Source organism: Amycolatopsis halotolerans (assembly GCF_042647905.1).
Taxonomy (GTDB): domain Bacteria; phylum Actinomycetota; class Actinomycetes; order Mycobacteriales; family Pseudonocardiaceae; genus Amycolatopsis; species Amycolatopsis halotolerans.
Window position 1 is genome coordinate 295113 of the sequence record NZ_JBHRWI010000016.1, and the last position, 26913, is coordinate 322025.

General features: G+C 70.6%; 21 protein-coding genes and 1 riboswitch. Of the genes, 18 read left to right on the forward strand and 3 right to left on the reverse strand.

Annotated elements, in window-relative coordinates; all coding sequences use genetic code 11:
* Positions 1 to 67: 67 nt before the first annotated feature.
* The 4 genes from ACFORO_RS13670 (at position 68) to ACFORO_RS13685 (ending at position 2690) form a co-directional block, all read left to right on the forward strand.
* Positions 68 to 640 carry a cell division protein SepF gene (locus ACFORO_RS13670; protein WP_354750519.1) on the forward strand — a complete coding sequence of 191 codons (573 nt, stop codon included), beginning with the start codon at positions 68 to 70 and terminating at the stop codon, positions 638 to 640.
* Between the two features lie 115 nt (positions 641 to 755).
* Positions 756 to 1028 (forward strand): YggT family protein, encoded by a 273-nt coding sequence (locus tag ACFORO_RS13675; protein ID WP_037367937.1) that lies wholly within the window; start codon positions 756 to 758, stop codon positions 1026 to 1028.
* Between the two features lie 52 nt (positions 1029 to 1080).
* Entirely contained in the window at positions 1081 to 1932 is an 852-nt protein-coding gene (wag31, locus tag ACFORO_RS13680) for a DivIVA-like cell division protein Wag31 (protein WP_116205401.1), read from the forward strand.
* Positions 1933 to 2084: 152 nt separating this feature from the next.
* Positions 2085 to 2690, forward strand: coding sequence for a hypothetical protein (locus ACFORO_RS13685; RefSeq protein ID WP_377870085.1), 606 nt, complete (start codon positions 2085 to 2087; stop codon positions 2688 to 2690).
* Here the strand turns inward: ACFORO_RS13685 and ACFORO_RS13690 are convergent.
* Positions 2635 to 3423 (reverse strand): ArsR/SmtB family transcription factor, encoded by a 789-nt coding sequence (locus ACFORO_RS13690; RefSeq protein WP_377870084.1) that lies wholly within the window; start codon positions 3421 to 3423, stop codon positions 2635 to 2637. The two genes, ACFORO_RS13685 and ACFORO_RS13690, sit on opposite strands and share 56 nt — an antisense overlap.
* 64 nt (positions 3424 to 3487) lie before the next feature.
* Between ACFORO_RS13690 and ACFORO_RS13695 the strand changes: the two genes are divergently transcribed.
* From ACFORO_RS13695 to ACFORO_RS13725, 7 genes are all read left to right on the forward strand, one after another.
* A complete protein-coding gene (locus ACFORO_RS13695) occupies positions 3488 to 4831 on the forward strand; it encodes an MFS transporter (protein ID WP_377870083.1) in 1344 nt (447 codons plus the stop codon).
* A gap of 234 nt (positions 4832 to 5065) precedes the next feature.
* Entirely contained in the window at positions 5066 to 8227 is a 3162-nt protein-coding gene (ileS, locus tag ACFORO_RS13700) for an isoleucine--tRNA ligase (RefSeq protein WP_377870082.1), read from the forward strand.
* Positions 8228 to 8412: 185 nt separating this feature from the next.
* Positions 8413 to 9804, forward strand: coding sequence for an amino acid permease (locus ACFORO_RS13705; RefSeq protein WP_377870081.1), 1392 nt, complete (start codon positions 8413 to 8415; stop codon positions 9802 to 9804).
* Between the two features lie 71 nt (positions 9805 to 9875).
* The gene (locus ACFORO_RS13710; protein ID WP_377870080.1) at positions 9876 to 11528 is read left to right on the forward strand and encodes a penicillin-binding transpeptidase domain-containing protein; all 1653 of its coding nucleotides are present in this window, start codon (positions 9876 to 9878) and stop codon (positions 11526 to 11528) included.
* Positions 11529 to 11576: 48 nt separating this feature from the next.
* Positions 11577 to 12272: an ArsR/SmtB family transcription factor gene (locus ACFORO_RS13715; protein WP_354750512.1), complete on the forward strand. Its 696-nt coding sequence runs from the start codon at positions 11577 to 11579 to the stop codon at positions 12270 to 12272.
* Positions 12273 to 12371: 99 nt separating this feature from the next.
* Positions 12372 to 13850, forward strand: coding sequence for a potassium/proton antiporter (locus ACFORO_RS13720; RefSeq protein ID WP_377870079.1), 1479 nt, complete (start codon positions 12372 to 12374; stop codon positions 13848 to 13850).
* 96 nt (positions 13851 to 13946) lie between these two features.
* A riboswitch (SAM riboswitch) is annotated at positions 13947 to 14061 on the forward strand.
* A gap of 40 nt (positions 14062 to 14101) precedes the next feature.
* Entirely contained in the window at positions 14102 to 15433 is a 1332-nt protein-coding gene (locus ACFORO_RS13725; RefSeq protein ID WP_377870078.1) for an aminotransferase class V-fold PLP-dependent enzyme, read from the forward strand.
* Between the two features lie 212 nt (positions 15434 to 15645).
* Here ACFORO_RS13725 and ACFORO_RS13730 read toward each other — a convergent pair whose 3' ends face one another.
* Positions 15646 to 16137: a hypothetical protein gene (locus ACFORO_RS13730; protein ID WP_377870077.1), complete on the reverse strand. Its 492-nt coding sequence runs from the start codon at positions 16135 to 16137 to the stop codon at positions 15646 to 15648.
* 97 nt (positions 16138 to 16234) lie between these two features.
* On the opposite strand from ACFORO_RS13730, the gene lspA reads away from it, so the two are divergent.
* Together lspA and ACFORO_RS13740 are read left to right on the forward strand one after the other, a co-directional pair.
* The gene (gene lspA / locus ACFORO_RS13735; RefSeq protein ID WP_377870076.1) at positions 16235 to 16843 is read left to right on the forward strand and encodes a signal peptidase II; all 609 of its coding nucleotides are present in this window, start codon (positions 16235 to 16237) and stop codon (positions 16841 to 16843) included.
* The gene (locus tag ACFORO_RS13740) at positions 16840 to 17766 is read left to right on the forward strand and encodes an RluA family pseudouridine synthase (protein WP_344284934.1); all 927 of its coding nucleotides are present in this window, start codon (positions 16840 to 16842) and stop codon (positions 17764 to 17766) included. Before lspA ends, ACFORO_RS13740 begins: the two co-directional genes overlap by 4 nt.
* A 6-nt stretch (positions 17767 to 17772) precedes the next feature.
* Here the strand turns inward: ACFORO_RS13740 and ACFORO_RS13745 are convergent, their stop codons facing one another.
* On the reverse strand, positions 17773 to 19161 hold the full coding sequence (locus ACFORO_RS13745; protein ID WP_377870145.1) for an AsnC family protein: 1389 nt from the start codon (positions 19159 to 19161) through the stop codon (positions 17773 to 17775).
* A gap of 604 nt (positions 19162 to 19765) precedes the next feature.
* Between ACFORO_RS13745 and ACFORO_RS13750 the strand changes: the two genes are divergently transcribed.
* The 5 genes from ACFORO_RS13750 to ACFORO_RS13770 all read left to right on the forward strand — a co-directional run bounded on the left by ACFORO_RS13750 (position 19766) and on the right by ACFORO_RS13770 (position 26774).
* A complete protein-coding gene (locus tag ACFORO_RS13750) occupies positions 19766 to 23080 on the forward strand; it encodes a DUF885 domain-containing protein (RefSeq protein ID WP_377870075.1) in 3315 nt (1104 codons plus the stop codon).
* Positions 23077 to 24282 (forward strand): fumarylacetoacetase, encoded by a 1206-nt coding sequence (fahA, locus tag ACFORO_RS13755; RefSeq protein WP_377870074.1) that lies wholly within the window; start codon positions 23077 to 23079, stop codon positions 24280 to 24282. The genes ACFORO_RS13750 and fahA overlap by 4 nt, the downstream gene beginning before the upstream one ends.
* A gap of 84 nt (positions 24283 to 24366) precedes the next feature.
* Complete coding sequence (locus ACFORO_RS13760; protein ID WP_344284942.1) at positions 24367 to 25407, forward strand: LLM class F420-dependent oxidoreductase; 1041 nt, start codon at positions 24367 to 24369, stop codon at positions 25405 to 25407.
* A gap of 159 nt (positions 25408 to 25566) precedes the next feature.
* Entirely contained in the window at positions 25567 to 26529 is a 963-nt protein-coding gene (locus ACFORO_RS13765) for a Ppx/GppA phosphatase family protein (protein WP_377870073.1), read from the forward strand.
* 41 nt (positions 26530 to 26570) lie between these two features.
* A complete protein-coding gene (locus tag ACFORO_RS13770; protein WP_377870072.1) occupies positions 26571 to 26774 on the forward strand; it encodes a hypothetical protein in 204 nt (67 codons plus the stop codon).
* Positions 26775 to 26913 lie beyond the last annotated feature (139 nt).

Consider the following 26913-nt stretch of genomic DNA (forward strand, 5'->3'; position numbering starts at 1 on the left):
GGTCACGTTTCGTGTCCGGCCGGGCGGGGCACAACGGTGCGGGAGCGGCAAGGGCTAGGGAGAGGCTATGAGCGCGCTGCAGAAGCTGAAGGCCTACTTCGGGATGGTGCCCGCGGACGAAGACGGCTACGACGACGGTTACGACGAGTACGACGACGGCTACGACCAGCCGCCGGCCCGGTCCCGGGCACGCTACCGCGACGTCGACGAGAGCTACGACGAGCCCGCCGCGCGAGTGCGGTCGCGCTCGATGGCGGCCGAACCGACGACGCACGGCGCGCTCGCCGTGGACCGCCAGCCGGAGCCGGTCGCCCGGCTGCGCCCGGTCGCCGAACCGGTCGCCGCGCCGGTGCGGGACCCGCTCAGCCGGATCACGACGCTGCACCCGACGAGCTACATCGAGGCGCGGGCGATCGGCGAGCACTACCGCGAGGGCATTCCGGTGATCATCAACCTCACCGAGATGGAGAACGCGGACGCCAAGCGGATCGTGGACTTCGCGGCGGGACTGGCGTTCGCCGTGCGGGGCTCGATGGACAAGGTCACCAACAAGGTGTTCCTTCTCTCACCGCCCGACGTGGACGTGACCGCCGAGGACCGCAGGCGGATCGCCGAGGGCGGATTGTTCCTGCGCGGGTGAACACGGCCGGACCGCTGGGCGCAGCCAGACGTGATTTTGTCGACTATGTCGCCCTCAGCGCGGCTGGTCGCGCCCAACTCGGCCGTCCCCCGCTAGAGTGGTCGCCGTGAATGCTGTGTGGCTTGCGATCTGGTACGTGCTGTTTGCCTTCTGGCTGCTGCTCACGGCCCGGATCGTGGTCGAGCTCGTGCGGACTTTCGCACGGGAATGGCGTCCCGCCGGAGGGGTTGCGGTGACGCTCGAGACCATCTACACAGTGACCGACCCGCCGGTGCGGTTGTTCCGCAGGATCATTCCGATGGTCCGGATCGGCGGCGTAGGACTGGACTTGTCAATTATGGTGCTGCTGTTGGTTGTGTTCTTCGCGATGCAACTGACACCCAGGTGATCGGGGAAACCCGGGTGTGTCCTGCAGGCCATGGAGTGCGTGAGGTGATCTGATGTCGTTGACCCCCGCTGACGTGCATAACGTCGCGTTCAGCAAGCCGCCCATCGGCAAGAGGGGCTACAACGAGGACGAGGTGGACGCGTTCCTCGACCTGGTGGAGACCGAGCTTGCCCGGTTGATCGAGGACAACAACGAGCTGCGGCAGCAGGTGGAGCAGCTCGACGCCGAGCTGGAGTCGACCCGCTCCGAGCTCGAGAACGCGAAGGTCGCCGGCCCGCCGCCGGGCCGCGACCCCGAGCCGTCGCGGCGGCTCGCCCCGGTTCCGCCGCCCGCGTCGGCGATGGAGCAGACCCAGGCTCACTCGATGGTCCCCGACAGCGGCGAGCCGAACGTCCAGGCCGCCAAGGTGCTCGGCCTGGCGCAGGAAATGGCCGACCGGCTCACCGCCGAGGCGAAGACCGAGTCCGACGGGATGCTGGCGGAGGCGCGGACCAAGTCCGAGCAGCTGCTGTCCGACGCCAGGGCGAAGTCCGACTCGATGGTGAACGAGGCGCGCACCCGCGCCGAGACGATGCTGAACGACGCGCGCACGCGCGCCGAGACGCTGGAGCGCCAGGCGCGCGACAAGGCGACCACCATGGAACGCGAGTCGCAGCGCAAGTACACCGAGACGATGAACAACCTGAACGCCGAAAAGGGCGCTCTGGGCAAGAAGATCGAAGAACTCCGCACGATCGAGCGCGAATACCGCACCCGGCTGCGCGGATTCCTCGAGTCCCAGCTGCGCGAGCTCGACGACCGAGGCTCCGCGGCCCCGGCGTCGGCGTCCTCCGGTTCGAGCCAGTCCTCGACCGGCACCAGCGGTCAGGGCTACTCCTTCGGTCCGCGCGCCGAGGCCGGCTGACCGAACCGCCGTACGCACCCCGCCGGATGACCTTCCGACCCGGCGGGGTTTCGGCGTGTCCGGATCCGGTACCGCCACGGTGGGGAACCGGCGGGGTACGCCGCGTGGGCGGGTCGCATCCGGAAAACGGGCGGCCCGTGTTGTAATTCAGCGTGCTCTACATCGTCCTCCTTCTGGTGCTGGCGGCTCTCGGGCTGCTCGTCACGGCGCTCATCACGGGCACCTCGCTGTGGGCCTGGGTTTCCATCGGCCTCTCCGTGCTCGCCGGGCTGCTTCTGCTCGTCGACTGGCTGCGGCGGCGCAAGCGCGCGGACGCCGATGACGCCGCGGACTCCGACACGGATTCGGATGCGGATGCGGATTCGGCGGAGGAGAAGGACGAGGCGGCCCCGGCCGAGGAGGACGCCGAGCAGACCGCGCTGCTCCCCGCGACGGGCGAGCTGGGCGATCCGGCGGACGTGCCGGAACCGAAGGCCGAGAAGCCCGCTTCGGAAGGCGAGCCCACATCCGAAGCCAAGGCCGTGCGCGACACCCCGCCCGGCGTCGAGGAAACCGCGCCGGAAGACCTCGAGGTGGTCAAGGAACTCGAGGACGAGGTCGTGGTCGTCGACGAGTACCCGCGGTACCACTTGGTGGACTGCGGCTGGCTGTCCGGCCGCGACACCATCCCGATCGGCGTCGGCGAGGCGCGGCAGCTGGGCTTCACGCCGTGTGCGCGGTGCGGTCCGGACGCGGTGCTTGCCGCGGCGCATCGCTGACTCCCAGTACCTCTTCCAGCACCCGTGCGCCATTCTCAGTGAGCTGTACCGCTCGATGGGCCTTCGCCCGTGACCGAAGCCATCCCGCGTCCATGAACCGTCGTGTGACGGCCGCGCCCAGCGCTCCGGCCAGGTGATGGCGCTGCTCCGTCCAATCCAGACAGAACCGCAGCAGCGGACGACGGCTCTCCGCCGCTGCCGCGACATCCACGCCTAACGCGGCGAAAACCTCGTCGGCGGCAGGGCCCAGCACGTACGGATGATCTTGCAGCTGCGAGGAAATCCGGTCCCCGGGCCGTCGCTGGGTGGTCGGATCACCGTCCACAGTGGCCAGTGCGCCGCGGTCGAGCAAGGCCGCCGTGACGGTCACGCCGAGCCGTCCGGCGACGTGGTCGTAGCATAATCTCGCTGTGCGCAAGGCTTCCGCGCGCGTTCCCTCCCGCAGCGAGCGGACCGGACGCGCGGGGGAGTGCCGGGCCAGCGCCTCCAGCAGATCGGGGGCAGCTCCGGCGATGCGGTAAAACCGGTGCCTGCCGGACTTTTCCGCCGTCACCAGGCCCGCGGCCAGCAGCTTCGACAGGTGCGCGCTCACACCCTGCGCGGTCAGACCCGCTTCGCCGGCCAGTACCGAGGCGGCCAGCGACCGGCCGTCCGCGAGGGCCATCAGCACGCGGACCCGCGCAGGATCGGCGAACAGGGCGGCGGTGCGCGCGATGTCGGCGTCTCCTTCCATGCCTCCAGCATGCCCCCGGCACACTTCCACCGCGACGGAAGCGTCCCCGGTGTCTCCTGGACTCATGCGCACCGCGATCTTGTTCACTATGTGCGCCGGGATGTTCCTGGTGCAGCTCGACGTCACCGTCGTCAACGTCGCCCTCCCCACCCTCGGCGGCGAACTCCACGCCGACGTTCCGCAGCTGCAGTGGGTGGTGGTCGGGTATTCCGTCGTGCTTGCCGCGCTGCTGCTGACCGGGGGAGCACTCGGCGACGTCCTCGGGCACCGCGGCGTGGTGCTGACCGGGCTAGCCGTTTTCGGGGCTGCTTCGGCAGCGTGCGGGCTGGCACAGTCGGCGGGCTGGCTCGTCGCGGCTCGCGCGGTGCAGGGTGTCGGGGCGGCGTTGTTGCTGCCGGGCACGATGGCGGTTCTCACCGGGACGTTTCCCGGGCGTGCGGAACGCGCTCGTGCGCTGGGGATCTGGGCCGGGATTTCGGCGCTCGCCCTGCCTGCCGGGCCGTTGCTGGGCGGGATCCTCGTGCAGACGGCCGGGTGGCGGCCGGTGTTCTGGCTGAACGTCCCGATCGTGGCCGTGGCGGCCGTCGCGACCCGGCGGTTGGTGCCGCCGGACGTTCGGAAACCGGGCCGCGTGGATGTTCCCGGCGCGGTGACCGCGGCCTTGGCCCTTGGTTCCGGGGTGTACGCGGTGATCGCGAAGACGCCGTGGGTCGGGCTGCTCGCGGTGGCGGCGGCCGGGGCGTTCGTCGTGGTGGAACGGCGCGCTGCCGAACCGATGCTGCCACTGTCGCTGCTGCGGTCTCGGCAGACTGCGGGCGCGAACCTGGTGTCCGCGGCGATGAACTTCGTCGGCCTCGGTTCGGTGCTGGTGTTCACGCTCTACTTGCAGGACGTGCTCCACGCGGACCCGATCGCCGCTGCCGCCGCCGTTGTGCCGATGTTCGTCCCGATGGTCCTGCTCGGCCCGGTCTCCGGACGGCTCACCGCGAGGTTCGGCCCGCGCCCGCAGATCGTGACCGGGCTACTCCTCGGCGCGGCGGCGATGCTGAACCTGCTGCGGATCGGCCCCTGCACCGGGTATTGGACACTGCTGCCGACGCTGCTCGTGCTCAGTGTCGGGATGGGACTGCTGACCGCTGCCGTGGTGACCGCGGCGGTGGCCGACGCGCCGGGCGAGCGCGCGGGCATCGCGGGCGGAATCAACAACGCGGCGCGACAGGCGGGCGGCGCGCTCGGCGTGGCGGTTTTCGGTGCGGTGGCGGGAGAACCGTCGGCGCACGTGACGTTCGTGCACGGCCTGCATCTGCTCGGATTCGTCTCGGCGGGGCTGTGGGTCGCGGCGGCGGTGCTCGCGGCGGTGACGGTGCACAGCCGGGCAGGGCGAAAGCGAGTTGCGGCGACGGGTTAATCTGGAGTCAGCAAGGCGTCGATCCGGCCATCACCGGGGAGCCTCCGGAAGAACCGGGCGCCCGCCGCCCGCAGTAGAACCGGACGGGTGCGGCCCGTGACAGCCGTGCGAACGAGTGGCCCGGGAGCAGCGTGCCGGGCAAGCGGGGTGGTACCGCGTGACGCGCGAGCGTCTCGTCCCCGTGTGGGCGGCCGCCGGTCGCCCGTACGAGCGACGAATGCGAGGAGCACCCGGATGTACCCCCAGGCTTCGCCGGGCGGAGAGACCACGGTCCCGTCCCAGCCGTCGTTCCCCGCGCTGGAGGAGAGCGTCCTCGCGTACTGGGAGAGCGACCGGACCTTCCAGGCGACCGTCGACGCCCGCCCCGAGGGCACGAACGGCGACAACGAGTACGTCTTCTACGACGGCCCGCCCTTCGCCAACGGCCTCCCGCACTACGGGCACCTGCTCACCGGGTACGTCAAGGACATCGTCCCGCGCTACCAGACGATGAAGGGCCGCCGCGTCGAGCGGCGGTTCGGCTGGGACACCCACGGCCTGCCCGCCGAACTCGAGGCGATGCGGCAGCTCGGGATCACCGAGACGACCGAGATCGAAGAGATGGGCATCGCGAAGTTCAACGAGGCTTCGCGCGAATCCGTGCTGCGCTACACCGACGAATGGCGCGAGTACGTCACCCGCCAGGCCCGCTGGGTCGACTTCGACAACGACTACAAAACGCTCGACGTCACCTACATGGAGTCGGTGCTCTGGGCGTTCAAACGCTTGTGGGACAAGGGACTCGTCTACGAGGGCTACCGCGTCCTGCCCTACTGCTGGCGCGACGCGACGCCGCTGTCCAACCACGAGCTGGGCATGGACGCCGACGTCTACCGCAACCGCCAGGACCCGGCCGTCACGGTCGGATTCCGCCTGGAGGGCAACGACAACGAGCTCGACGGCACCTATCTGCTGATCTGGACCACGACGCCGTGGACGCTGCCGTCCAACCTCGCCACCGCGGTGCACCCCGAGGTGCGGTACGTCGTGGTGGAAAGCGACGGCAAGCGGTTCCTGCTCGCCGAAGCGCGCGTGGCCGCGTATGCCCGTGAACTCGGCGAGGAGCCGACGGTCGTCGCGCACTACACCGGCGAGCAGCTGCTCGGATCCCGTTACGCGCCGCCGTTCCCGTACTTCGTCGGCACGGAGAACGCCCACCGCGTGCTGTCCGCGGATTACGTCACCACTGAAGACGGCACCGGCGTCGTGCACATCGCGCCCGCCTACGGCGCCGAGGACAAGGTGGTGACCGACGCGGCCGGGATCGCCCCGGTGACGCCGGTGGACGACCACGGCAAGTTCGACGCCACCGTGCCGGACTACGCCGGGCAGCAGGCGTTCGACGCGAACCCGAACATCGTGAAGGACCTCAAGAACGGCACCGGCGGCGCGGCGGCGCAGGGCGCGGTGCTGCTGCGGCACGAGACCTACGACCACTCGTACCCGCACTGCTGGCGCTGCCGGAACCCGCTGATCTACCGCGCGGTGTCGTCGTGGTTCGTCGCGGTGACGCAGTTCAAGGACCGGATGGTCGAGCTGAACCAGCAGATCACCTGGTACCCGGAGAACGTCAAGGACGGCCAGTTCGGCAAGTGGCTCGAGAACGCCATCGACTGGTCGATCTCCCGCAACCGCTACTTCGGCACGCCGATCCCGGTGTGGCGCAGCGACGACCCGGCCTACCCGCGCATCGACGTCTACGGCTCGCTCGCCGAGCTGGAGGCCGACTTCGGCGTGCGGCTGGACAACCTGCACCGGCCCTACATCGACGAGCTGACCCGGCCGAACCCGGACGACCCGACCGGCCGCTCCACCATGCGCCGCGTGCCGGACGTGCTCGACGTGTGGTTCGACTCCGGGTCGATGCCGTACGCCCAGGTGCACTACCCGTTCGAGAACGCCGACTGGTTCGAGCACCACTACCCGAGCGACTTCATCGTCGAGTACATCGGGCAGACCCGCGGCTGGTTCTACCTGCTGCACGTGCTCGCGACCGCGCTGTTCGACCGGCCCGCGTTCCGCACCTGCGTGTCGCACGGCATCGTGCTCGGCTCCGACGGCCAGAAGATGTCGAAGTCGCTGCGGAACTACCCGGACGTCAACGAGGTCTTCGACCGCGACGGGTCCGACGCCATGCGGTGGTACCTCATGGCGAGCCCGATCCTGCGCGGCGGCAACCTCGTCGTGACCGACCGGGGGATCCGCGACGCGGTCCGCCAGGCCGTGCTTCCGCTGTGGAACTCGTACTACTTCCTTGCCCTGTATGCGAATGCCGAAGGCAAGCAGGGGCAGTGGCGCACGGATTCCACGCACCTGCTCGACCGGTACGTGCTCGCGAAGACCCATGAGCTCGTCACCGACGTCGAGGCCGCGATGGACGGCTACGACATCGCGGGCGCGTGCCAGACCGTGCGGGACTTCCTGGAAGTGCTGACGAACTGGTACGTCCGCCGTTCGCGCGACCGGTTCTGGGCGGGCGAGCAGGACGCGATCGACACGCTGCACACCGTGCTGGAGGTGACCTGCCGGGTCATCGCGCCGCTGCTGCCGCTCACCACGGAAACGGTGTGGCGCGGGCTGACCGGCGGCCGTTCGGTGCACCTGGCCGACTGGCCGAACGCGCTCGACCTGCCCGCCGACGCGGCGCTGGTCACCGCGATGGACAAGGTGCGGCAGGTGGCGTCGTCGGCGCTGGCGCTGCGCAAGGCGAACAAGCTGCGGGTGCGGCTGCCGCTGGCGAAGCTCGTCGTCGCGGCCGAGGAGGTCGAGCCGCTGCGCGGGTTCACCGAGATCCTGCGGGACGAGGTGAACGTGAAGTCGGTGGAGCTGACCACCGACGTCGCGGCGCACGGCACGTTCGAGGTCGCGGTGAACGCGCGCGCGGCCGGGCCGCGGCTGGGCAAGGCCGTGCAGCAGGTGATCAAGGCGGTCAAGGCGGGCGACTGGACGACGAACGCGTCCGGCGCGGTCGTGGCGGCGGGCGTCGAACTGGTCGAGGGCGAGTACGACCGGCGCCTGGTCGCGGCCGGCGGCGGCGCGGCGGCCGAACTGCCCGGCGGGGCCGGTCTGGTCGTGCTGGACACCGAGGTCACCGAGGAACTGGCGGCCGAGGGCCTGGCCCGCGACCTGGTCCGCGTCGTGCAGCAGGCCCGCCGCGAGGCCGGTCTCGACGTCGGCGACCGGATCTCGCTGACCGTGGACGCCACCGACGAGGTGAGCGCCGCGGTGCGCAAGCACGAGGAGTTCGTGGCGTCCGAAACGCTCGCGACGTCGGTGTCCTACGGCGAGGTGGCCGAGGGCTTCGACGGCACAGTCGGCGAGGGCGTGAAGGTCCGCGCGGCGGTCGCGAAGGCGTAAGGCGCCGAGGTCGGGCTCCGGCCGAGGCGAACGTACGTGAGGGGAACCCTGAGGGAATCTGATTCCCTCAGGGTTCCCCTCACGGACCTCAGCGGGAGTGGGGAAAGCCACGCGGCTCAGCCGGTGACTCCGGACGGGCGAGCCTCGGCTCCTGCGCGCGGGGAAGCGTCTGCTAGGGATTCCCCATGACTTCAGAAGCCGCCGCCGAACCGGCCGCCCAGGGGCTGGCCGCCGGCTTGCGCCAGCGGCACCTCGCCATGCTCGCGATGGGCGGCGTGATCGGTTCGGGATTGTTCGTCAGCTCCGGCGTCGGGATCAAGCTCGCCGGGCCCGGGATCGTGCTGTCCTTCGTGCTCGCGGGCACGCTGGCGATGCTGGTCATGCGCATGATGGCGGAAATGGCCGCCGCGATCCCGGCCAGCGGGTCGTTCTCGGTGCACGCCGAGCGCGCGTTCGGGCCGTGGGCCGGGTTCGCCATCGGCTGGCTGTACTGGGCCGCGCTCGTCGTCGTGCTCGCCGTCGAGGCCACCGCGGCGGCGATCATCGTCAACAGCTGGCTGCCGGGCATTCCGCAGTGGGTGCTGGTCCTGATCTTCATGGCGGTGCTGACCGCGATCAACTTCACCGCGGTGTCCCGGTTCGGCGAGCTCGAGTTCTGGCTCGCGCTGATCAAGGTCGTCGCGGTCGTGGCCTTCCTGGTCCTCGGCGTGCTCGCGTTCCTCGGCGTGCTTCCGGGTACGTCCTTCGTCGGCACCGACAATCTCCTCGGCCACGGCGGCCTGCTGCCCAACGGGTGGCAGGGCGTCGGCACCGGACTGCTCGCCGTCGTCTTCACCTTCGGCGGCCTGGAAGTGGTGACCATCGCCGCCGCGGAGTCCGACGATCCCGCGCACGCCGTCGGCAGGGCGGTGCGCAACGCGGTCGTGCGGATTTCGGTGTTCTACGTCGGTTCCATGCTGGTCATCGTCTCGCTCCTGCCGTGGACGAGCGTCCAGGCCGGACAGAGCCCGTTCGCCGCGGTGCTCGAACGCATCGGGATCCCGGCGACCGGGCAGATCATGAACGTCGTCATCCTGTTCGCCCTGCTGTCCACGCTGAACACCAACATGTACGGCGCGGCGCGCATGGTGTACTCGCTGGCCCAACGCGGACACGCCCCGCGCGCACTGACCAAAGTGGACCGAAGCGGCGTGCCCGTCTTCGCCGTCGCGGCTTCGGTGTTGTTCGGCTTCGTGGCCGTGGCGCTCAACGCGCTCTGGCCGGACACCGTCTTCCAATACCTGCTGAACGCGGTCGGCTCGGTGCTGCTGATCGTGTGGATCCTGGTCGCCTGCACGCAGTTGCGGGTGCGCCGTCAACTGGAGCGCACCGCGCCGGAGAGCCTGACTGTGCGGATGTGGGGCTTCCCGTACCTGACGTGGGTGACCCTTGTCGCGATGGTGGCCATCTTGGCGGTGATGCTCGGCGACCACGACGCCAGAATCCAGCTGATCAGCTCGGGAATCCTGGTCGCGGTGCTGGTCGTGGCCGGGATCTGGTGGCAACGCGCCCGCCGGAAGGCCGACCAGACTGTATAACGACCTATACGGCTCGGCATTGATCACGAATTTGTCGCGTTGTCCGAGGTAACGCCCGGTTCCGTTCAGCGATGGGCAAGCTGAGCCAGGGACGCGGGCGGACCGCGTGGGGCGAGGGGGATGCGACGGTGAGTCCTGCCGGGAAGAAGGGCGTGCTGATCGGCGGCGCGCTGGCCGTGGTCGGGATCGTGGTGGCGGCGCTCGTGCTGCTCCGCGGCGGGGGATCGACGGCGGCAACGCCGGAGCCGGGATCGACGGCGGCGGAGCCGAACGACCCGTCGTCGGCAGCTCGCACGTACCTGCTCGCCTTCGGCGCGAAGGACGCCGACACGGCCAGCAAAGCCACCGACGCTCCGACGGACGCCTCGTCCGCGTTGCAGGACGCGTGGGCGACGCTTCGGCCCACGCAGCTGACCACCAAGCTCGGTGACGTCGGCGTGGCGCAGGGGGACAAGGCCACGGCGGCCTACACCGTCACCTGGAACCTCGGCCCCGGGCACACCTGGACGTACACCGGCAACCTCGGCCTCGTCCAGGCGCAGGGCAAATGGCGGGTCCACTGGGCGCCGACGGTGCTGCACCCGAAGCTCGAAGCCGGGCAGCGGCTGGCGATCGCGTCCTCGGACGTTCCGGCCGTGGTCGACCGCGACGGCAAACCGCTCGTCGTCTCCGGCAGCGGAGGGCTGAAACTGGCTGACGACAAGGCGTTCCCGCTGCTCCGTTCGGCGCTCACCGGGCACGGGCAGGCGTCCGAAGCCTTCGCGGTCGAGCGCGTGGACGCGTCGGGCAAGAGCCAGGAGACGCTCTTCGGGAACCCCGAAGGCGACCACAAACCGGCTGCCACTGGGCTCAGCCTCGCGACTCAGAGCGCGGCGCAGGCGGCGGTGGACGGGTATCGCGGCAAGGCGGTCCTCGTCGCGATCCAGCCGTCTTCCGGCGATCTGCTCGCGGTGGCGCAGAACAGCAACGTCACCAACGCGGCGTCGGCGTTCAGCGGCCAGTACGCGCCGGGTTCGACGTTCAAGATCGTCACCGCGACCGCGGCGCTGGAAGCCGGGCTGGTCACGCCGGATTCCTCGGTTCCGTGCCCGCTGACCGACCGGATCGGCACCCGCACGCTCTCCAACGAGGGGTTCGACCTCGGCGCGACCACCGTGCACAAGGCGTTCGCGAAGTCCTGCAACACCACGTTCGCCCGGCTCGCGTCGCAGCTGCCCGCCGACGGGCTCGCGAAGGCGGCCACCCAGTTCGGCCTCAACGCCGACTTCGGGATCAGCGGCCTGTCCACCGAGCTGGGCCGCGTCGACCCGGCGGCGAACGCGGACGAGCAGGTCGAGGACGGCATCGGCCAGGGAAAGGTGCAGGTCAGCCCGATGGGAGCGGCGGTGATGGCGGCGACCGCGGCGTCCGGGCGCGCGGTCGTGCCGCGGCTGTGGGCGGACGGCACCAAGGTCAACACCGGCTACAACCCGCCGCCGGGCTCGGTGCTGTCGGCGCTGCGCGGGATGATGCGCGAGGTCGTCACCGGCGGCACGGCGACCGGGCTGTCGCACTCCGGCTCGGTCTTCGGCAAGACCGGCACCGCGCAGTTCGGCGACGGCGCGGAGGCACACGGCTGGTTCGTCGGCTACCGCGGCGACCTGGCGTTCGCGGTGTTCCTGGAGGGGGCCAACGACTCCAAACCGGCCGTCTCGCTGGGCGCGAAGTTCCTCGACGCGCTGTAGCGGCTCAGTTCGGCCGCGGCCGAAGCATCCGCGCTCTACCGTAGGACCATGGAAACTGTCGCCTTGGCCGAGGTCGCCGCCGTGCTCGCCGATCCGAGCCGCGCGACCATGTGCCTCGCGCTGCTCGACGGCCGCGCCTGGACGGTCGGCGAACTGGCCGCCGCGGCGCGGATCGCGGTCTCGACGGCCAGCGAGCACGTGACGCGATTGGCCGAGGCTGGGTTCGTGGCCCGGGTGAAGCAGGGGCGGCACGCGTACGTGCGGCTCGCGAATCCGCGGGTTGCGGAGTTGATCGAGCATTTGGCGCAGCATGCCGAACTGAAACAGCCGTCCGGGCTGCGGACTTCGTTGCGAGTGCAGCGATTGGCGTTCGCGCGCAGTTGTTACGACCATCTGGCCGGGACGCTCGGGGTCGCTTTGCGGGACGGGATGGTCGATCGGGGCCTGATCGACGTGTCGGACGGGCTCGCGCTCACCGACACCGGACGCGAGGTGCTGGCCGATCTCGGCGTGCCGGTCCCGGATCGGCCGCGGCGGCCGTTGCTGCGCGACTGTCTGGATTGGACAGAGCGGCGGGAGCACCTCGCCGGCGTGGTTCCGGCGGCGGTGCTGGAGCGGGCGGTCGAGGCGGGATGGCTGACGCGGGACCAGCAGCGCGCGGTCCGGGTTTTGCCCGGCGCGCGGGGTCCGTTCGCCGCGCTCGGTGTCGATCTCGCGACGGTGAGTGCCGCCCAGGCGTCGTAACACACGTTGGTGGTCCCCCGCATCGGTGGTGCGGGCTCGGGAACCGGACACTGCCTCACTATTCTGGACGCCTGCGGGCGACGGGAGGGAGGCGGGCGAGTGGACGAGCTTCCCATGGTGCTGGGCGTCGGCGCGCTGGTTCTGGTCGTCTCGGTCATCGCGGTGCGGGTGTCCATCCGGCTCGGATTCCCGTCGCTGCTGCTGTATCTCGGGATCGGCGTCGTCCTCGGCGAGGCCGGGTTCGGCATCCGCTTCGACAATCCGGCGCTCACCCAGTCGCTCGGGCTCGCCGCGCTCGTCCTGATCCTCACCGAAGGCGGGCTCACCACCCGCTGGTCCGCGGTGAAACCCTCGCTGGGGCCCGGAATCCTGCTGTCCACAGTGGCCGTGGTGATCAGCATCGCGGTCACCGGCGCGGCTCTGCACTGGCTGCTCGGCCTCGACTGGCGGCTCGCCCTGCTGTGGGGCGCGGTCCTCGCGTCCACCGACGCCGCGGCGGTGTTCTCCGTGCTGCGCACCGCCGGGGTCGGCAAGCGGCTCGTCGGCGCGCTGGAGCTGGAATCCGGCATCAACGACGCGCCCGCCTACATCGCGGTCGTCGTGCTCGCGTCCGGCGAGGCGGTCGACTGGTCGCTGCCGCTGCTGGTGGTCTACGAACTGCTCACCGGCCTGGTGCTCGGCCTCGCGTTCGGCTGGCTGGGCGCGCAGGCGCTGCGCCGGGCCGCGCTCCCGGCGACCGGTCTGTACCCGCTCGCCACGGTGGCGGTGTGCGTGCTCGCGTACTCCTCGGGACAGCTGGCGCACGCGTCCGGCCTGCTGGCCACCTACGTCGCCGGTCTGGTGCTCGGGAATTCGAAGCTGCCGCACCGGTCGGACACCCTGTCGTTCGCCGAAGGGCTCGGCTGGCTCGCGCAGATCGGCTTGTTCGTGCTGCTCGGCCTGTTCGCGTCGCCGACCCGGCTGCTCGAAGCGCTCATCCCGGGTTTGGTGGCGGGTGCCGTGGTGCTGCTGCTCGCCCGGCCGCTGTCGGTGGTTCTGTCGCTGCTGCCGTTCCGGTTGCCCTGGCGAGACCAGGCGTTCCTGTCCTGGGCGGGCCTGCGCGGCGCGGTGCCGATCGTGCTCGCGATGATCCCGCTGTCCGAAGGAGTGCCCGGCGCGCAACGGCTCGTGGACGCGGTTTTCGTGCTCGTCATCGTGCTCACCGTGCTGCAGGGCGCGACGCTCAGCCCGCTCGCGCGGATCCTCGGGCTGGCGAAGGCGACGCAGGCGCACGAGATCGAGGTCGATTCCGCGCCGCTCGACGAACTCGGCGCGGAACTGCTGCAGGTGCGCATCCAGAAGGGGTCGAAGCTGCACGGCGTGTACCTGTCGGAGCTCCGGTTGCCCGCCGGTGCGACGGTCAGTCTCGTGGTGCGCGGGGGAGCAGGCTTCACGCCGCAGAAAACCAGCCGGTTGCAGGTCGAAGACCAGCTTTTGGTGGTCACGACCGCCGCCGACCGCGACGCGACCGAACGGCGGATCCGGGCGGTTGACCGAGCTGGTCGCCTGGCCCGCTGGCACGGCGAATCCGGAGCCTGACTTCTCTGTCCTTTGTGGACTCTCCTTGTGACTGCCGTCTCAGATCACGAGACGGGTCTGGTTTCTTTCGCTGGTCTTCCGCTATCGTCGGTTTCAGGTCATGAGTGCCAGCACGAAGCCCCGGCTTGCTGGCCGGCAACCCTCCTACCGCGGTGGGGTGCCCCGGGTGAGGACCAGGCCGGTCGCGCAGCGCGACGGGCAAGCGCGGGCCCCTCGCCGGGGGTCCCCCGGAACGCCGAGGAGGCGCCGTCATGACTCTCGCACTCGACCGGTCCACCGAAACTGTTGTTCCCGCCGTTCCCACTGTGGCCGGTGCGTCGCTGCGGGTGCCGTTGGTGACGGGCGGCGACATCGGTTACGCCAACCTTGATCACGCGGCCAGTGCGCCGTGTCTGGACGCGGTGCGTTCGGCGGTGGACGAGTTTATTCCCTGGTATGCCAGCGTGCATCGCGGTGCTGGGTTTGCTTCGCAGGTTTCCACTCGGTTGTACGAGCGGACCCGGGGTGTGTTGCGTCGGTTTGTGGACGCTCGCAGCGGGGACTCGGTGATCTTCACTCGCAACACGACTGATGCGTTCAATCTGCTGGCGAAAGCGTTGCCGCGTAAGACTTCTGTTGTTGTTTTCGACAGCGAGCACCATGCCGCGTTGCTGCCGTGGCGGGGGCCGAATGTCCGGCGGGTGCAGTTGCCGCGGACTCGGCTTGCCGCAGTGTCCGTTGTGGACGAAGCGCTGGCGGAATGTCCGCAGGGGCCTCGGTTGGTGGTTGTCGCTGGGGCTTCGAACGTGACTGGCGAACTGCTGCCGGTGGCCGAGATCGCTGCGGTGGCTCGGAAGCATGGGGCCCGGGTGGCGTTGGACGCTGCTCAGCTTGCGCCGCATCGGCGGATTTCGTTGCGGGAGTTGGATGTCGACTACGTCGCGTTGTCCGGGCACAAGTTGTACGCGCCGTTTGGGGCTGGGGCGTTGATCGGGCGCAGCGACTGGTTGCGGGCCGCTGAGCCTTATCTTGCCGGTGGCGGGGCGACCAAGCTGGTGACTGAGGAAGCCGTCGTGTGGAACAGCGGCGAGGAGCGGCACGAGGCTGGGTCGCCCAATACCGTTGGGGTGTATGCGTTGGGCGTGGCTTGCGAGCAGTTGGCGGCTCAGTGGGATGCCGTCGGGGCGCATGAGGCTGCGTTGCTGGAGCGGTTGCGGAAGGGGCTGGCCGGGCTGCCTGGATGTGCCGAGTTGCGGTTCTTTGACGCGCCGGTGGATCGGGTTGGCACGGTGAGTTTTGTCGTCGACGGGTTTGAGCCGGGGTGGCTGGCGGCGGTGTTGTCGGCTGAGTACGGGATTGGGGTGCGGGACGGGGCGTTCTGTGCTCATGTGGCTGCTCGGCGGTTGATTCGCGAGGCCGGCGGGGAGGGGCAGCAGGCTGTTCGGGTGAGTCTCGGGTTGGGGAGTACCGAGGAGCACGTGGATCGGTTGGTGCTGGCGTTGCGGCAGATTGTCGCTCGGGGGGCTCGGTGGGAGTACACGAAGGTTGATGGGCGGTGGGCTCCGGTGGGGGATACGCGGGAGTTGCCGGGGTTTTGTGCTTGATGGTGGTGCTGGGGTGGTGGGGGCGGGTTTCGGGGGTCTCTCACCAGCTGTGTTTTTGGCGTCGGCTTCGCCGCCGCGGGCGGGATCGCTTTTAAGCCGGCGTTTGGGGGCTGAGCGGCGTGAGGGGCCTTCGGCCTGTCACGCCGCTCAGCCCCCAAACGCCGGCGCGATCCCGCGTGGTGGTCAGGTTGGGTTTGTCTGGCTGGGTGTGGTCAGGTTGGGTTTGTCTGGCTGGTGTGGTCTAGCTGGGCTTGGCAGGCTGCGCGGACCGCCTCTTTGATTTGCTCTTCCGGGCGTCCCCAGCCTTGGTCCCACTCTTCGTCCAGCATCCAGACTTGCGCCAACGGCAGCTTGACGACGCTGTCGGAGTAGTTGGTGCGGACGATGATGGTGTGCAGGTCGTTCAGCAGGGCGCGTTCGCTGAGGTGTCCGTTGAGGAGCAGTTGGGCCAGGTGGGTGAAGGCGACTTTTGCTGCGTCGGCTGCGGTGGGGATGGGGGTGTGGCAGTCGGCTAGGGCGGACTGCTGCACGTCGTGGATTTCTCGTGGTTCGGTGCGGGAGAGGCCTGCCAGGTGGCGCAGGTGTTCGCCGTCCTCTCCCTCGGCTAGCCAGTGGGCTGCCCACAGGGGGAGGTCGTTCGTGGGGGAGAGGTTCAGGGCGATCCAGGCGGCGGCCACGGCGGGGGCGGGGATCTCGGCGGGCATGCAGTGAGGATGGCGGGACGGGGGTGGCCGGGCGACTGAATTTCGGTGGGGGACTGCCGCTGTGACCTGGTTGGGCGCGGTTGTGGACAATGGGGGTGTGAGCACCGATCCTTCGCCGTCCGAATCCGAGGTCGAGCCGTCTGCGGAACCGCCTGAGCAGGGGGCTGCCAAGGAAGGCACGCCGCTGCCCAAGCGGCGGGTCTGGGTGGTGTTCGCGGTCGCGGCGCTGCTGTGGGCGATCGACCTGATCACGAAGAACCTCGTGGTCGCCAATCTCGAGGGCAAGGAGCCCAAGCCGATCCTCGGCGGGCTCATCTACCTGCAGGTCATCCGCAATCCGGGTGCCGCGTTCTCGATGGCGACCGGCATGACCTGGGTGCTCGCGCTGGTGGCGACCGGCGTCGTGATCGCCATCGTGTGGATCTCGCGCCGGCTGCGTTCGGTCGGCTGGGCGATCGGCCTCGGGCTCGTGCTCGCCGGCGCGCTCGGCAACCTCACCGACCGGTTCTTCCGCGAGCCCGGACCGCTGCGCGGGCACGTCGTGGACTTCATCTCCGCGTTCGCGCCCAACGGGCAGGGCTTCGCGATCTTCAACATCGCCGACTCCGCGATCTGCGTCGGCGGCGCGCTGATCGTGCTGCTGTCCCTGCTCGGCAAGGACTACGACGGCACCACCACCCGCGGCAAGAAGAAGGAATCCGAGTGAGCGCGCGCATGCTGCCCGTCCCCGACGGGCTCGACGGGATGCGCGTCGACGCCGGGCTGGCCAAACTGCTCGGACTCTCCCGTACCGTCGTCGCGGACCTCGCGGCGGCGGGCGACGTGCTGCTCGACGGCCATCCGGCGGGCAAATCGGACCGGCTGTCCGCGGGCGGGCTGCTCGAGGTGACGTTGCCGGAACCGGAACGTCCGGCGGAAATCGTCGCGGAGCCGGTCGATGGCATGAAGATCCTGCACGATGACGACGACATCGTGGTGATTTCGAAACCGGTCGGCGTCGCCGTGCACCCCAGCCCCGGCTGGACCGGCCCGACGGTCGTCGGCGGACTCGCCGCGGCCGGGCTGCGCATCTCGACGTCCGGCGCGGCGGAGCGACAGGGCGTCGTGCACCGGCTCGACGCGGGCACCACCGGGGTGATGGTGGTGGCCAAGAGCGAGCACGCGTACACCGTGCTGAAGCGGGCGTTCAAGGAACGGACCGTCGACAAGGGCTACCACGCCGTCGTGCAGGGCCATCCCGACCCGACCCGCGGCACCATCGACGCCCCGATCGACCGCCACCCGCGGCACGACTACAAGTTCGCGGTCGTCGCGGGCGGACGGCCGAGCGTCACGCACTACGAGGTGGTCGAGGCGTTCCGGGCGGCTTCGCTCGCGCACGTGAAGCTGGAAACCGGCCGCACCCACCAGATCCGCGTGCACTTCTCCGCGCTGCGCCACCCGTGCGCCGGGGACCTGACCTACGGGGCGGACCCGGTGCTGGCGCGGAAACTCGGCTTGACGCGGCAGTGGCTGCACGCGCGGACGCTGGGTTTCGCGCATCCGGCGGACGGCCGGTGGGTGGAGTTCGAGGCGGAGTATCCGGACGATCTGGCCAGTGCGCTGGAGATCCTGCGCGACGGGAACTAGCGCCAGCTAGTTAACGGCCCAGGTCAGGGTGCGCTCGTCCGGCTCGGGCCGCGGGCTCCAGCGCACCGAGACCACCCGCGTCGCGGTCGGAAGGACGTAAACGGTGTGCCCGCCGAGCGTCTCGCCCGGCTGCACGCCGATTTTGTGCGGCGGCCGGGACGTCAGCGAAACCGGGGCTTTCGCGACGGTTTCGCCGCTGTCGGTGACGAGTTCGAGATAGTTGTCCGGCAGCGAGGCGAACGGAATCGGCCCGCGGTTGGTGATTTCCGTGTGCACGACGACCGCGCGCTCGCCGTCCTCGAGCCGGTAGCCGGCCGCGCCGAAGAGGAAGTCGGCGGGGTCCTGGACTTCCAGCAGTTGCACGGAAAGCTGTTCCCCTTCGAGCCCCTGCGACTGCATCGTCTCGCCGATCCGCCCCTGTTTCACCGGTGCGGCGGCGGGCTTCGGGTCGTCGCCGCGGGCCCAGGAAGCGGTCTGCGGGACGCCCCACGTGCTGACGGCCGGGTCCGGAGCCGGGTACGGCCCAGACTGTCCATTGTAGACGTTCGCGGGGGCGGGCATTCCGGTCTGCGCGGAGGAGTACGCGCCGGACATCCCCGGGATCCCGTTGGGTCCAGGGGGATACGCGCCCGAAATCCCGGCCGGTCCGGGGGCGTACGCGCCGGAGGTTCCCGGTGCCGCGGCGGGAAACCCGGGCGGGTAGGCGCCGGTGGTCCCGGGGCCGGGCATGCCGTGCTGTCCCGGCGAACCTGGTCCGGTCGCGGGAATCCCGGTCTGCCCGGGCGGGTACGCGCCGGAGGTTCCCGGTCCGGGCATGCCGTGCTGGCCCGGCGGATGCGGGCCGGAATGTCCCGGCATCCCGGCCGATTCGGGGATCCCGGACTGCCCGGGCGGGTGCGGACCGGACGCGCCGGGAGCGCCGCCCGGCATCCCCGGAGGCGGTGCCATCCCGCCCGAAGCCGGAATCCCGGACGACGCCGGGCCATTCGGCATCGGCGCCGCGGGAGGGCCGGAGGGCATGGGGCCCGGTGCCGGAGCGGGGCCGGAGGGCAGGGAGCCTGGTGCCGGAGGGAGGCCGGGCGGCATCGAGCCGGGCATCCGGGAAGCCCCCTGCATCGGCGCGGCGGGGAACGGCGCCGACCCGGGCCCGCCGCCCGGATACCCCGGAGCCTGCGGACGCTGCCACGAAGCCTGAGCCCCCGAAATCGCCGCACGCAGACCTTGCGGGTCGCTTTCGACCCCGACCAGCAGCGGCAAGCCGCTGCCGGACAGCGCGACCAGCCGGTACGCGACCTCCCGCGGATCCATCCCGACCTTCGCCGCCAGCTCGTGCACAGCACCCTTGCCCAGCTCGGCGAGCGCGGCGAGCAGGCGGATGTCGGCGGGATCGGTCACGGCCACTCCGGCAACGCTACCGCCTCGCCCGCCGGACCCGGCCGCACCACCGCGCCCGGCGTGCCCCGCGCCACCGCGACGGACAGCCGAACACCGCTGGCCAGCCGCTGGCCGGGGAGCCTGGTGGGTCGTGCCGTCGGGGGCGGCCGACGCGGAACCGGTGCCCGGCGTGCCTCGCGCCGGATAGCCGAACACCGCTGGCCGGGGAGCCTGGCGGGTCGTGCCGTCGGAAGCAGCCGACGCGGAACCAGCACCCTGCGCGACCGCGACGGACGGCGAAACACCGGCGGTCCGAGGAGTCTGGCGGATCGTGCCGTCGGGAGCAGCCAATGCGGAACCGGAGCCCTCCCCGCGTCCCGGCCAGGGCGGTGCCAACCAGCCGAGGCCCGGGACGCGCAACCGGCGCCCGCGACGGACCGCGCTCCGGGGTCGCCCGCTGCCCCTCCGGCCTGACCAGCTCCTCCCGCAACGTCCCCAGGTTCCACGGCCCGGAACGTTCCTGCGCCCGGAAGAAGGCCGTCGACCCCGGACACGGGCGTCGCCGCCCCCGTCTCGATTAGGGTCGGAATCGCACCTTCTCCGCCTACCCTGGGGGTCACCGCCGATGTCCGTCGTTTCCGATCTCGCCGACGAGCTCGTCGAGGCGTCGTTCGACCATGAACCGCTCGACGCCGCCATTCTCGGCATCCGGCCGGACGCGCCGGGCCTCGGTGATCCGTCGGCCGCGGCGGAGGCGGCGTTCCGCGAGAATATCGTCGCGATTCGGGAGCGCGCCGAGGCCGTCGATCCGGCCGGGCTCGAAGAAGCCGATCGCGTCACCCGCGACGTCCTGCTCAGCTCCGTCGACGGAACCCTCGACCGGATGGACAGCCGGGTCGTCGACTTCACCGTCACCGACCTGTTCGTCGGCCCCGCCTCCGGGCTCTTGTCCGCGCTGCCGATGATCACGGTCACCGCCGAAACCGCGGAGGCGCATCTCGGGCGGCTCAGCGAGATCCCCGAGTACCTCCGCGCCGTCGCGCAACGCCACCGCGACGGGATCGCCGCCGGTCTCCTGCCGATCGAACGCCTGGTCAAGGCCGCGATCGCGCACCTCGACCGCTACCTGGCCGAGCCCGAGAACGACCCGCTGCTGCGCCAGCCCGCCCCGGCCGAGGACTTCGCCGCCCGTCGCGAGCAGATCCTCCGGGACGTCGCCCGCCCCGGTTTCCGCGAATACCGCGATTTCCTCGAGGCCGAAGTCCTCCCGCACGGCCGCCCGGACGACAAGGGCGGCGTCTCCTGGCTGCCCGGCGGCGACGAGATCTACGCCCGCCTCGCCCGCACCCACACCACCAGCAACCGCACCCCGCAGGAGCTGCACGACACCGGTCTCGCGGTGATCGCCGGCCAGGTCGAGCAGTACCAGGCCCTCGGCGAGCGCGTGTTCGGCACCCGCGAGCTGCCGGAGATCTTCGAGCGGCTGCGCACCGACCCGAAGCTGCGCTGGACCAGCGCCGAAGACCTCCTCGAAACCGCCCGCACGGCGATTTCCCGCGCCGAGGCCGAGGCGCCGAACTGGTTCGGCCACATCCCGCAGCACCCGTGGACCGTCGAGGCGGTGCCGGAGGATTCCGCGCCCGGCGCGCCCCCGGCGTACTACATGCCGCCCGCCGCCGACGGGTCCCGGCCCGGCGTCTACTTCGCCAACACCTACCAGGCCACCGAGCGGTTCCGGCACACCGCCGAGGTCATCGCGTTCCACGAGGCGATCCCGGGCCACCACTTCCAGCTCAGCACCGCGCTCGACCTGACTGACCTGCCGCTGCTGCGCCGCGTCGGCAACTTCACCGCGTACGCCGAGGGCTGGGGCCTCTACACCGAGCGCCTCGCCGACGAGATGGGCCTGTACTCCGAGGACGTGTCGCTGCTCGGCATGCTGACGATGGAGTCGATGCGGGCCGGGCGGCTGGTCGTCGACACCGGCCTGCACGCGCTGGGCTGGAGCCGCCAGCAGGCGGTCGACTACCTGCTGGAGCACACGCCGATGGCGCAGGTCGAGATCGAGGCCGAGGTCGACCGGTACCTCGGCTTCCCGGGCCAGGCGCTCGCGTACATGGTGGGGCGGCTGGAAATCGAGCGGCTGCGCGAGCAGGCCGAACAGCGGCTCGGCAGCCGGTTCGACATCAAGGCGTTCCACGACACGATCCTCTCCGGCGGCTCCCTGCCGCTGTCGGTGTTGGACGCCGTGGTCACCGAGTGGGTGGCTGGCCACGGCGACACCGTCCTCGGCTTGGCCGACGAACTGGTCGAGCTGAGCTTCGAGGCGGAACCGCTGGAGCGGACCGTTCTCGGACTTCCCGGCGACCACACCAAACTCGCCGACCCGAGTCTCGCCGCGGCCGAGCGCCACCGGGCGGGGTACGCCGCGATCGCCGAGCGCGCCGACGCGATCGACCCGGCCGGGCTGACCGCGTCGGAGGTCATCACCCGCGAGGTGGTGCGCACGCACGCCCGCGGCGCGATCGACACGATCGACTCGCGGCTGTCCGGGTTCGCGGTGAGCGACGGGTTCAGCTCGCCCGCGCTGAACCTGGTCACCATTCTCCCCGCGCTGGTCCCGGACGACGCGGACAAGGCCGGCGACTACCTCACCCGGCTGGCGGCGGTCGGCGGCTATCTCGACGCGGTGATCGAGGCCCAGCGGACGACCGTCGCGGACGGGTTCGCGCCGCCGGACTTCCTGGTGCGCATCGGGATCGAGTACGTCGAGCGGTACCTCGCGAACGAGGAGGGCGATCCGTTCCGCGTCACGCCGGCGGTCGAGGTCGAGGGCTTCGCCGCGGAGCGCGACCGGCTGCTCGCCGAGGTCGTGCGGCCCGCGTACCGGCGCTACCGCGACTTCCTCGCCGAGGAGGTCCTGCCGGTGTCGAAGACGGACAGCCAGCCGGGCATCAGCCATCTGCCGGGCGGGCTGGAGAAGTACCAGGGCCTGATCCGCGTGCACACCACCACCGACCGCACCGCGCGGGAACTGCACGACACCGGTCTGCGGATGGGCGAAAAACTGGCCGAGGAGTACCGCGAACTGGGCGCCCGCGTGTTCGGCACCGGGGAACTGGCGGAGATCTTCGACCGCCTCCGCACCGACCCGGAGCTGCGCTGGCGCGACGGCGAGGAGCTGCTGGAAGGCGCGCGGGCGGCCATCGTCCGGGCGGAAGCCGTCGCCCCGCAATGGTTCTCCCGGGTGCCGGACGCGAAGTGCGAGGTCGAACCGGTCCCGGAGGCGGACGCGGCGAGCGGCACCATCGCCTACTACCTGCAGGCCGCGTTCGACGGTTCCCGCCCCGGCACGTACTACGCCAACACCTACGAGGCGAATTCGCGGCCGCGCTTCACCAGCGAGGGCATCGCGTTCCACGAAGCCGTTCCGGGACACCACTTCCAGCTCACGTTCGCGCAGGAACTCACCGATCTGCCGCTGCTGCGCCGGATCGCGCCGTTCAACGCCTACATCGAGGGCTGGGGCCTGTACGCGGAGCGTCTCGCCGACGAGATGGGCCTGTACTCCGACGACGTCGCCCGCTTCGGCATGCTCGCCCAGGACTCGATGCGGGCCGGACGGCTCGTGGTCGACACCGGGCTGCACGCGCTGGGCTGGAGCCGCCAGCAGGCGGTCGACTACCTCGTCGAGAACACGCCGATGGCGAAGATGGAGATCGAGGCCGAGATCGACCGGTACGTCGCGAATCCGGGCCAGGCGCTGAGCTACATGGTGGGACGGCTGGAAATCCAGCGCGTCCGCGCCGAGGCCGAAAAGGCGCTCGGCGACCGGTTCGACATCCGCGCGTTCCACGACGTCATCCTGGGCAACGGAATCCTCCCGCTGTCCGCTTTGGACACCGTGGTCGGCGCGTGGATCGCGGAGGCGTCCGCGTGACCTGGCTCGACCTTCCGGCCGACACCCTCTTCGGCCTCGACAACCTGCCCTACGGCGTCTTCTCGCACGGCGAGCGGACCCGCCGGGCCGGTGTCGCGGTCGGAGACCAGGTGCTCGACCTGAGCGCGGCGGCCGAGGGGGAGTCCTTCGGCCGCCTGCTCGGCGCGGGCGTGCTGAACCCGTTGCTCGCCGCCGGCCCGGACGTCTGGGCCGACGTGCGGGCACGGGTCCGCGAATGGCTCAGCGAACCGCGCCACGCCGACCGGATCCGGCCGCATCTGGTGCCCCGCAACGAGATCAGGAGCCATCTGCCGGTGGAGGTCGCGGACTACGTCGACTTCTACTCCAGCGAGCAGCACGCGCTCAACGCCAGCCGGGTCTTCAGCGGCGGGGACGATCTGGTGCCGCCCAACTGGAAACACCTGCCGATCGGCTACCACGGGCGGGCGGGCACAGTCGTCGCGTCCGGGACGCCGGTGATTCGCCCGGCAGGGCAACGGAAACCGCGCAAGGCGACCGAACCGTCGTTCGGAAGGTCCAGCCTGCTCGACTTCGAGGCCGAGGTCGGTTTCGTCGTCGGCGTGGGCTCCGAACTGGGCGCTCCGGTGCCGATCGACGAGTTCCCGCGCCACGTGTTCGGCGTCTGCCTGGTCAACGACTGGTCGGCGCGCGACCTGCAGGGCTGGGAAATGCAGCCGCTCGGGCCGTTCCTCGGCAAATCGTTCGCCACGTCGATGTCGCCGTGGCTGGTCCCGCTCGCCGCGCTGGAGCACGCCCGGGTGCCGCAGCCCGCGCAGGATCCAGAGCCGTTCGAGTACCTGCGCGGCGCCGAGTCGTGGAGTCTCGACCTCGCGCTGGAAATCCGGATCAACGGCCACCTCGTGTCCAGCCCGCCGTTCGCCACGCAGTACTGGACGGCCGCGCAACAGCTCGCGCACCTCACGGTGAACGGCGCGAGCCTGCGCACCGGCGACCTGTATGCGTCCGGCACGGTCACCGGCCCGGCGAAGGACCAGCGCGGCTCGCTGCTGGAGCTGAGCTGGGGCGGTCGCGAACCGCTCGCGCTCGGCGACAGCGGCGAGACGCGCGCGTTCCTGGAGGACGGCGACGAGGTCGTCATCACCGCCTCCGCCCCTGGTCCAGACGGGGCCCGGATCGGGTTCGGCGAGGTGCGCGGGACGGTGGCGCCCGCTGTGGTGTGACCCACGCCGTAGCGTCGTCACCCGAGTGGCCGCATAATGAGCAAACGCTTAGTCACAGTCGACCGGCACGGGAATGAGGGATCGATGAGGATCGGCACCGGCGTCAGCTACTCGGGCGGGTTCGCCGAAAGCGTCGCGGACATCGTGGAGCTGGAACGGGTCGGACTCGACATCGTGTTCGTCCCCGAGGCCTACAGCTTCGACGCGGTGAGCCAGCTCGGCTACCTCGCCGCGAAGACCGAGCGCGTCGGCCTGATGTCGGGCATCTTCCAGATCTACACCCGCACGCCGAGCCTCACCGCGATGACCGCGGCCGGGCTGGACTTCGTGTCCGACGGCCGCTTCACCCTCGGCCTCGGCGCGTCCGGGCCGCAGGTCATCGAGGGTTTCCACGGCGTGAAGTACGACGCGCCGATCGGCCGCACCCGCGAGATCATCGAGATCTGCCGCCAGGTGTGGAAGCGCGAGCGCGTCGTGCACGACGGCAAGCACTACACGATCCCGCTGCCCGCCGACCAGGGCACCGGTCTCGGCAAGCCGCTGAAGCTGATCAACCACCCGGTGCGCGAGCGGATCCCGGTCGTGCTCGCCGCGCTCGGGCCGAAGAACGTCGCGCTCGCCGCCGAGGTCGCCGAGGGCTGGCAGCCGATCTTCTTCCACCCGGAGAAGGCCGCCGACGTCTGGGGTGCCTCGCTGGCCGAGGGCAAGGCCAAGCGCGACCCGGAGCTGGGCGAGCTGGACGTGTTCGCCGCGCCGCCGCTGGCCATCGGCGACGACGTCGAGGGCCTGCTCGACTGGGTGCGCCCGGTGTTCGCGCTGTACATCGGCGGGATGGGCGCGCGCGGCAAGAACTTCTACAACACGCTGGCCTGCAACTACGGCTACGAGGCCGAGGCCAAGAAGATCCAGGACCTGTACCTCGACGGCAAGAAGGAAGAAGCCGCCGCGGCGGTCCCGACGGAGCTGCTGCGCGCCACCTCGCTGGTCGGTCCGGCGGGGTATGTGAAGGAGCGGCTGGCGGCGTTCAAGGAGGCCGGGGCGACGACCCTGGCGGTCAACCCGCTGCAGCCCGGACGCGAGGCGCGAGTGGCCGCCGTCGCCAAGCTGAAGGAGCTGCTCGGATAGGTCCGGTATGATGCGGGCCACTGGGGTGTGAAAAAACCGCACTTCGGGTCGATGCCGCCGTCGAAATGCCGTCAACTCCGCCGCGCGTGGCGCGAATTCGGGAGTAAGAACGGGTTCAACGGGGAATCCGGGCGGGGCGAAAGCGAGGTAGGCCGGGCTGTGCGCAGAATCGAAGGATCCGCCGCCGCGGTGCTGGACGTGGGTTCGTTCAGCGCCCGGCTTGTCGTGCTCGAACCCGGCGGATCCCCGCTCGACCCGGCTCTCACGCACCAGACCCGGCTGCGGCTCGACCGGGAACTCGACGACGACGGACGGCTCAGCAAGTGCGGCATCGCGGCCATTTCCCAGGCTGTTTCCAGCGGTATGGAATTCGCCCGCGAGCACGGCGTCAAGGACGTGTTTCCGCTGGCCACGTCGTCAATCCGGGATGCGGTCAACTCCCGTGACGCGGTCCAGGAGATCGCCCGCGAAACCGGTGTCGAACTGCGGTTCCTCTCCGGGCGCCGGGAGGCCGAGCTGACGTACGTCGGCGCGCGCCGCTGGTACGGCGCGTCCGGCGGCCCGCTGCTGGCGCTTGACATCGGCGGCGGCACGGTCGAGCTGTCCGCCGGAGCCGGGGAGCAGGCCACTTTCGCGCGGTCGCTGCCGCTGGGCGCCCGGTCGGTCACTCGCGATTGGCTGCCCGCCGAACCGCCGGTGCGCAGCAAGCAAGTGCGGGCACTGCGTGACCACGTGCTGGAGGAAGTCGCCGCTGCTTTGGGCGATGTGCAGGCCGAACTGGCCGATCATCAGGTCGTCGGCTGCTCGAAGGTGCTGCGGCAACTGGCGCGGCTGGCAGGCGACCGGCCAGGCAAGACTCGCGAACTGCACCTGGACGACGTGCGCGCGTGGATCCCTCGGCTGTCGGCGATGCCGTTCGCGCGGCGGGCGCAATTGCCGGGGATTTCGCGGCAGCGGGCCCAGCAAGCGCTCGGCGGCGCGGTCGTTGCGGAGGCACTGCTGACGGTCACGGGCGGGAAGCTGACGATCTGCCCGTGGTCGACGCGAGACGGGCTCCTGCTGACGTTGTTGGACCAGCTCACGGACGCGACCGGTAAGCAACGATCGCGTCCGGCCGCGTGAACTCCCTGGTGCGAGGGCAATAAACCGGGTATCCCGGAACCATGACCCCGCGCAGCGAATTCCACCCCCGCGACCGGCCCGAGGACGACGACGAGGACTCGCCGTTCCCCGCGCGCCGCAACCGCGAACTGCCGGACTCGGACGAGCTGCCCGGCGAGGTGGCCACCGCGCCGGGACCGGACCTGAGCCCCTCCCGGACGGACGAGGTGCCGCGGGTGCCGGGCACGGACGACGCGCCGTCGTGAGTGGCGATGCCGGTTAGCGCGGACACCGGGCTGGCTGCCTACGGCGGCGAGCGCCCCAATGTGGCATTGGGTGCGTCGGATGCACCCAATGTGGCGTTCGGTGCGCTGAACGCACCCAATGAGGTTTTCTCAGTAGCGT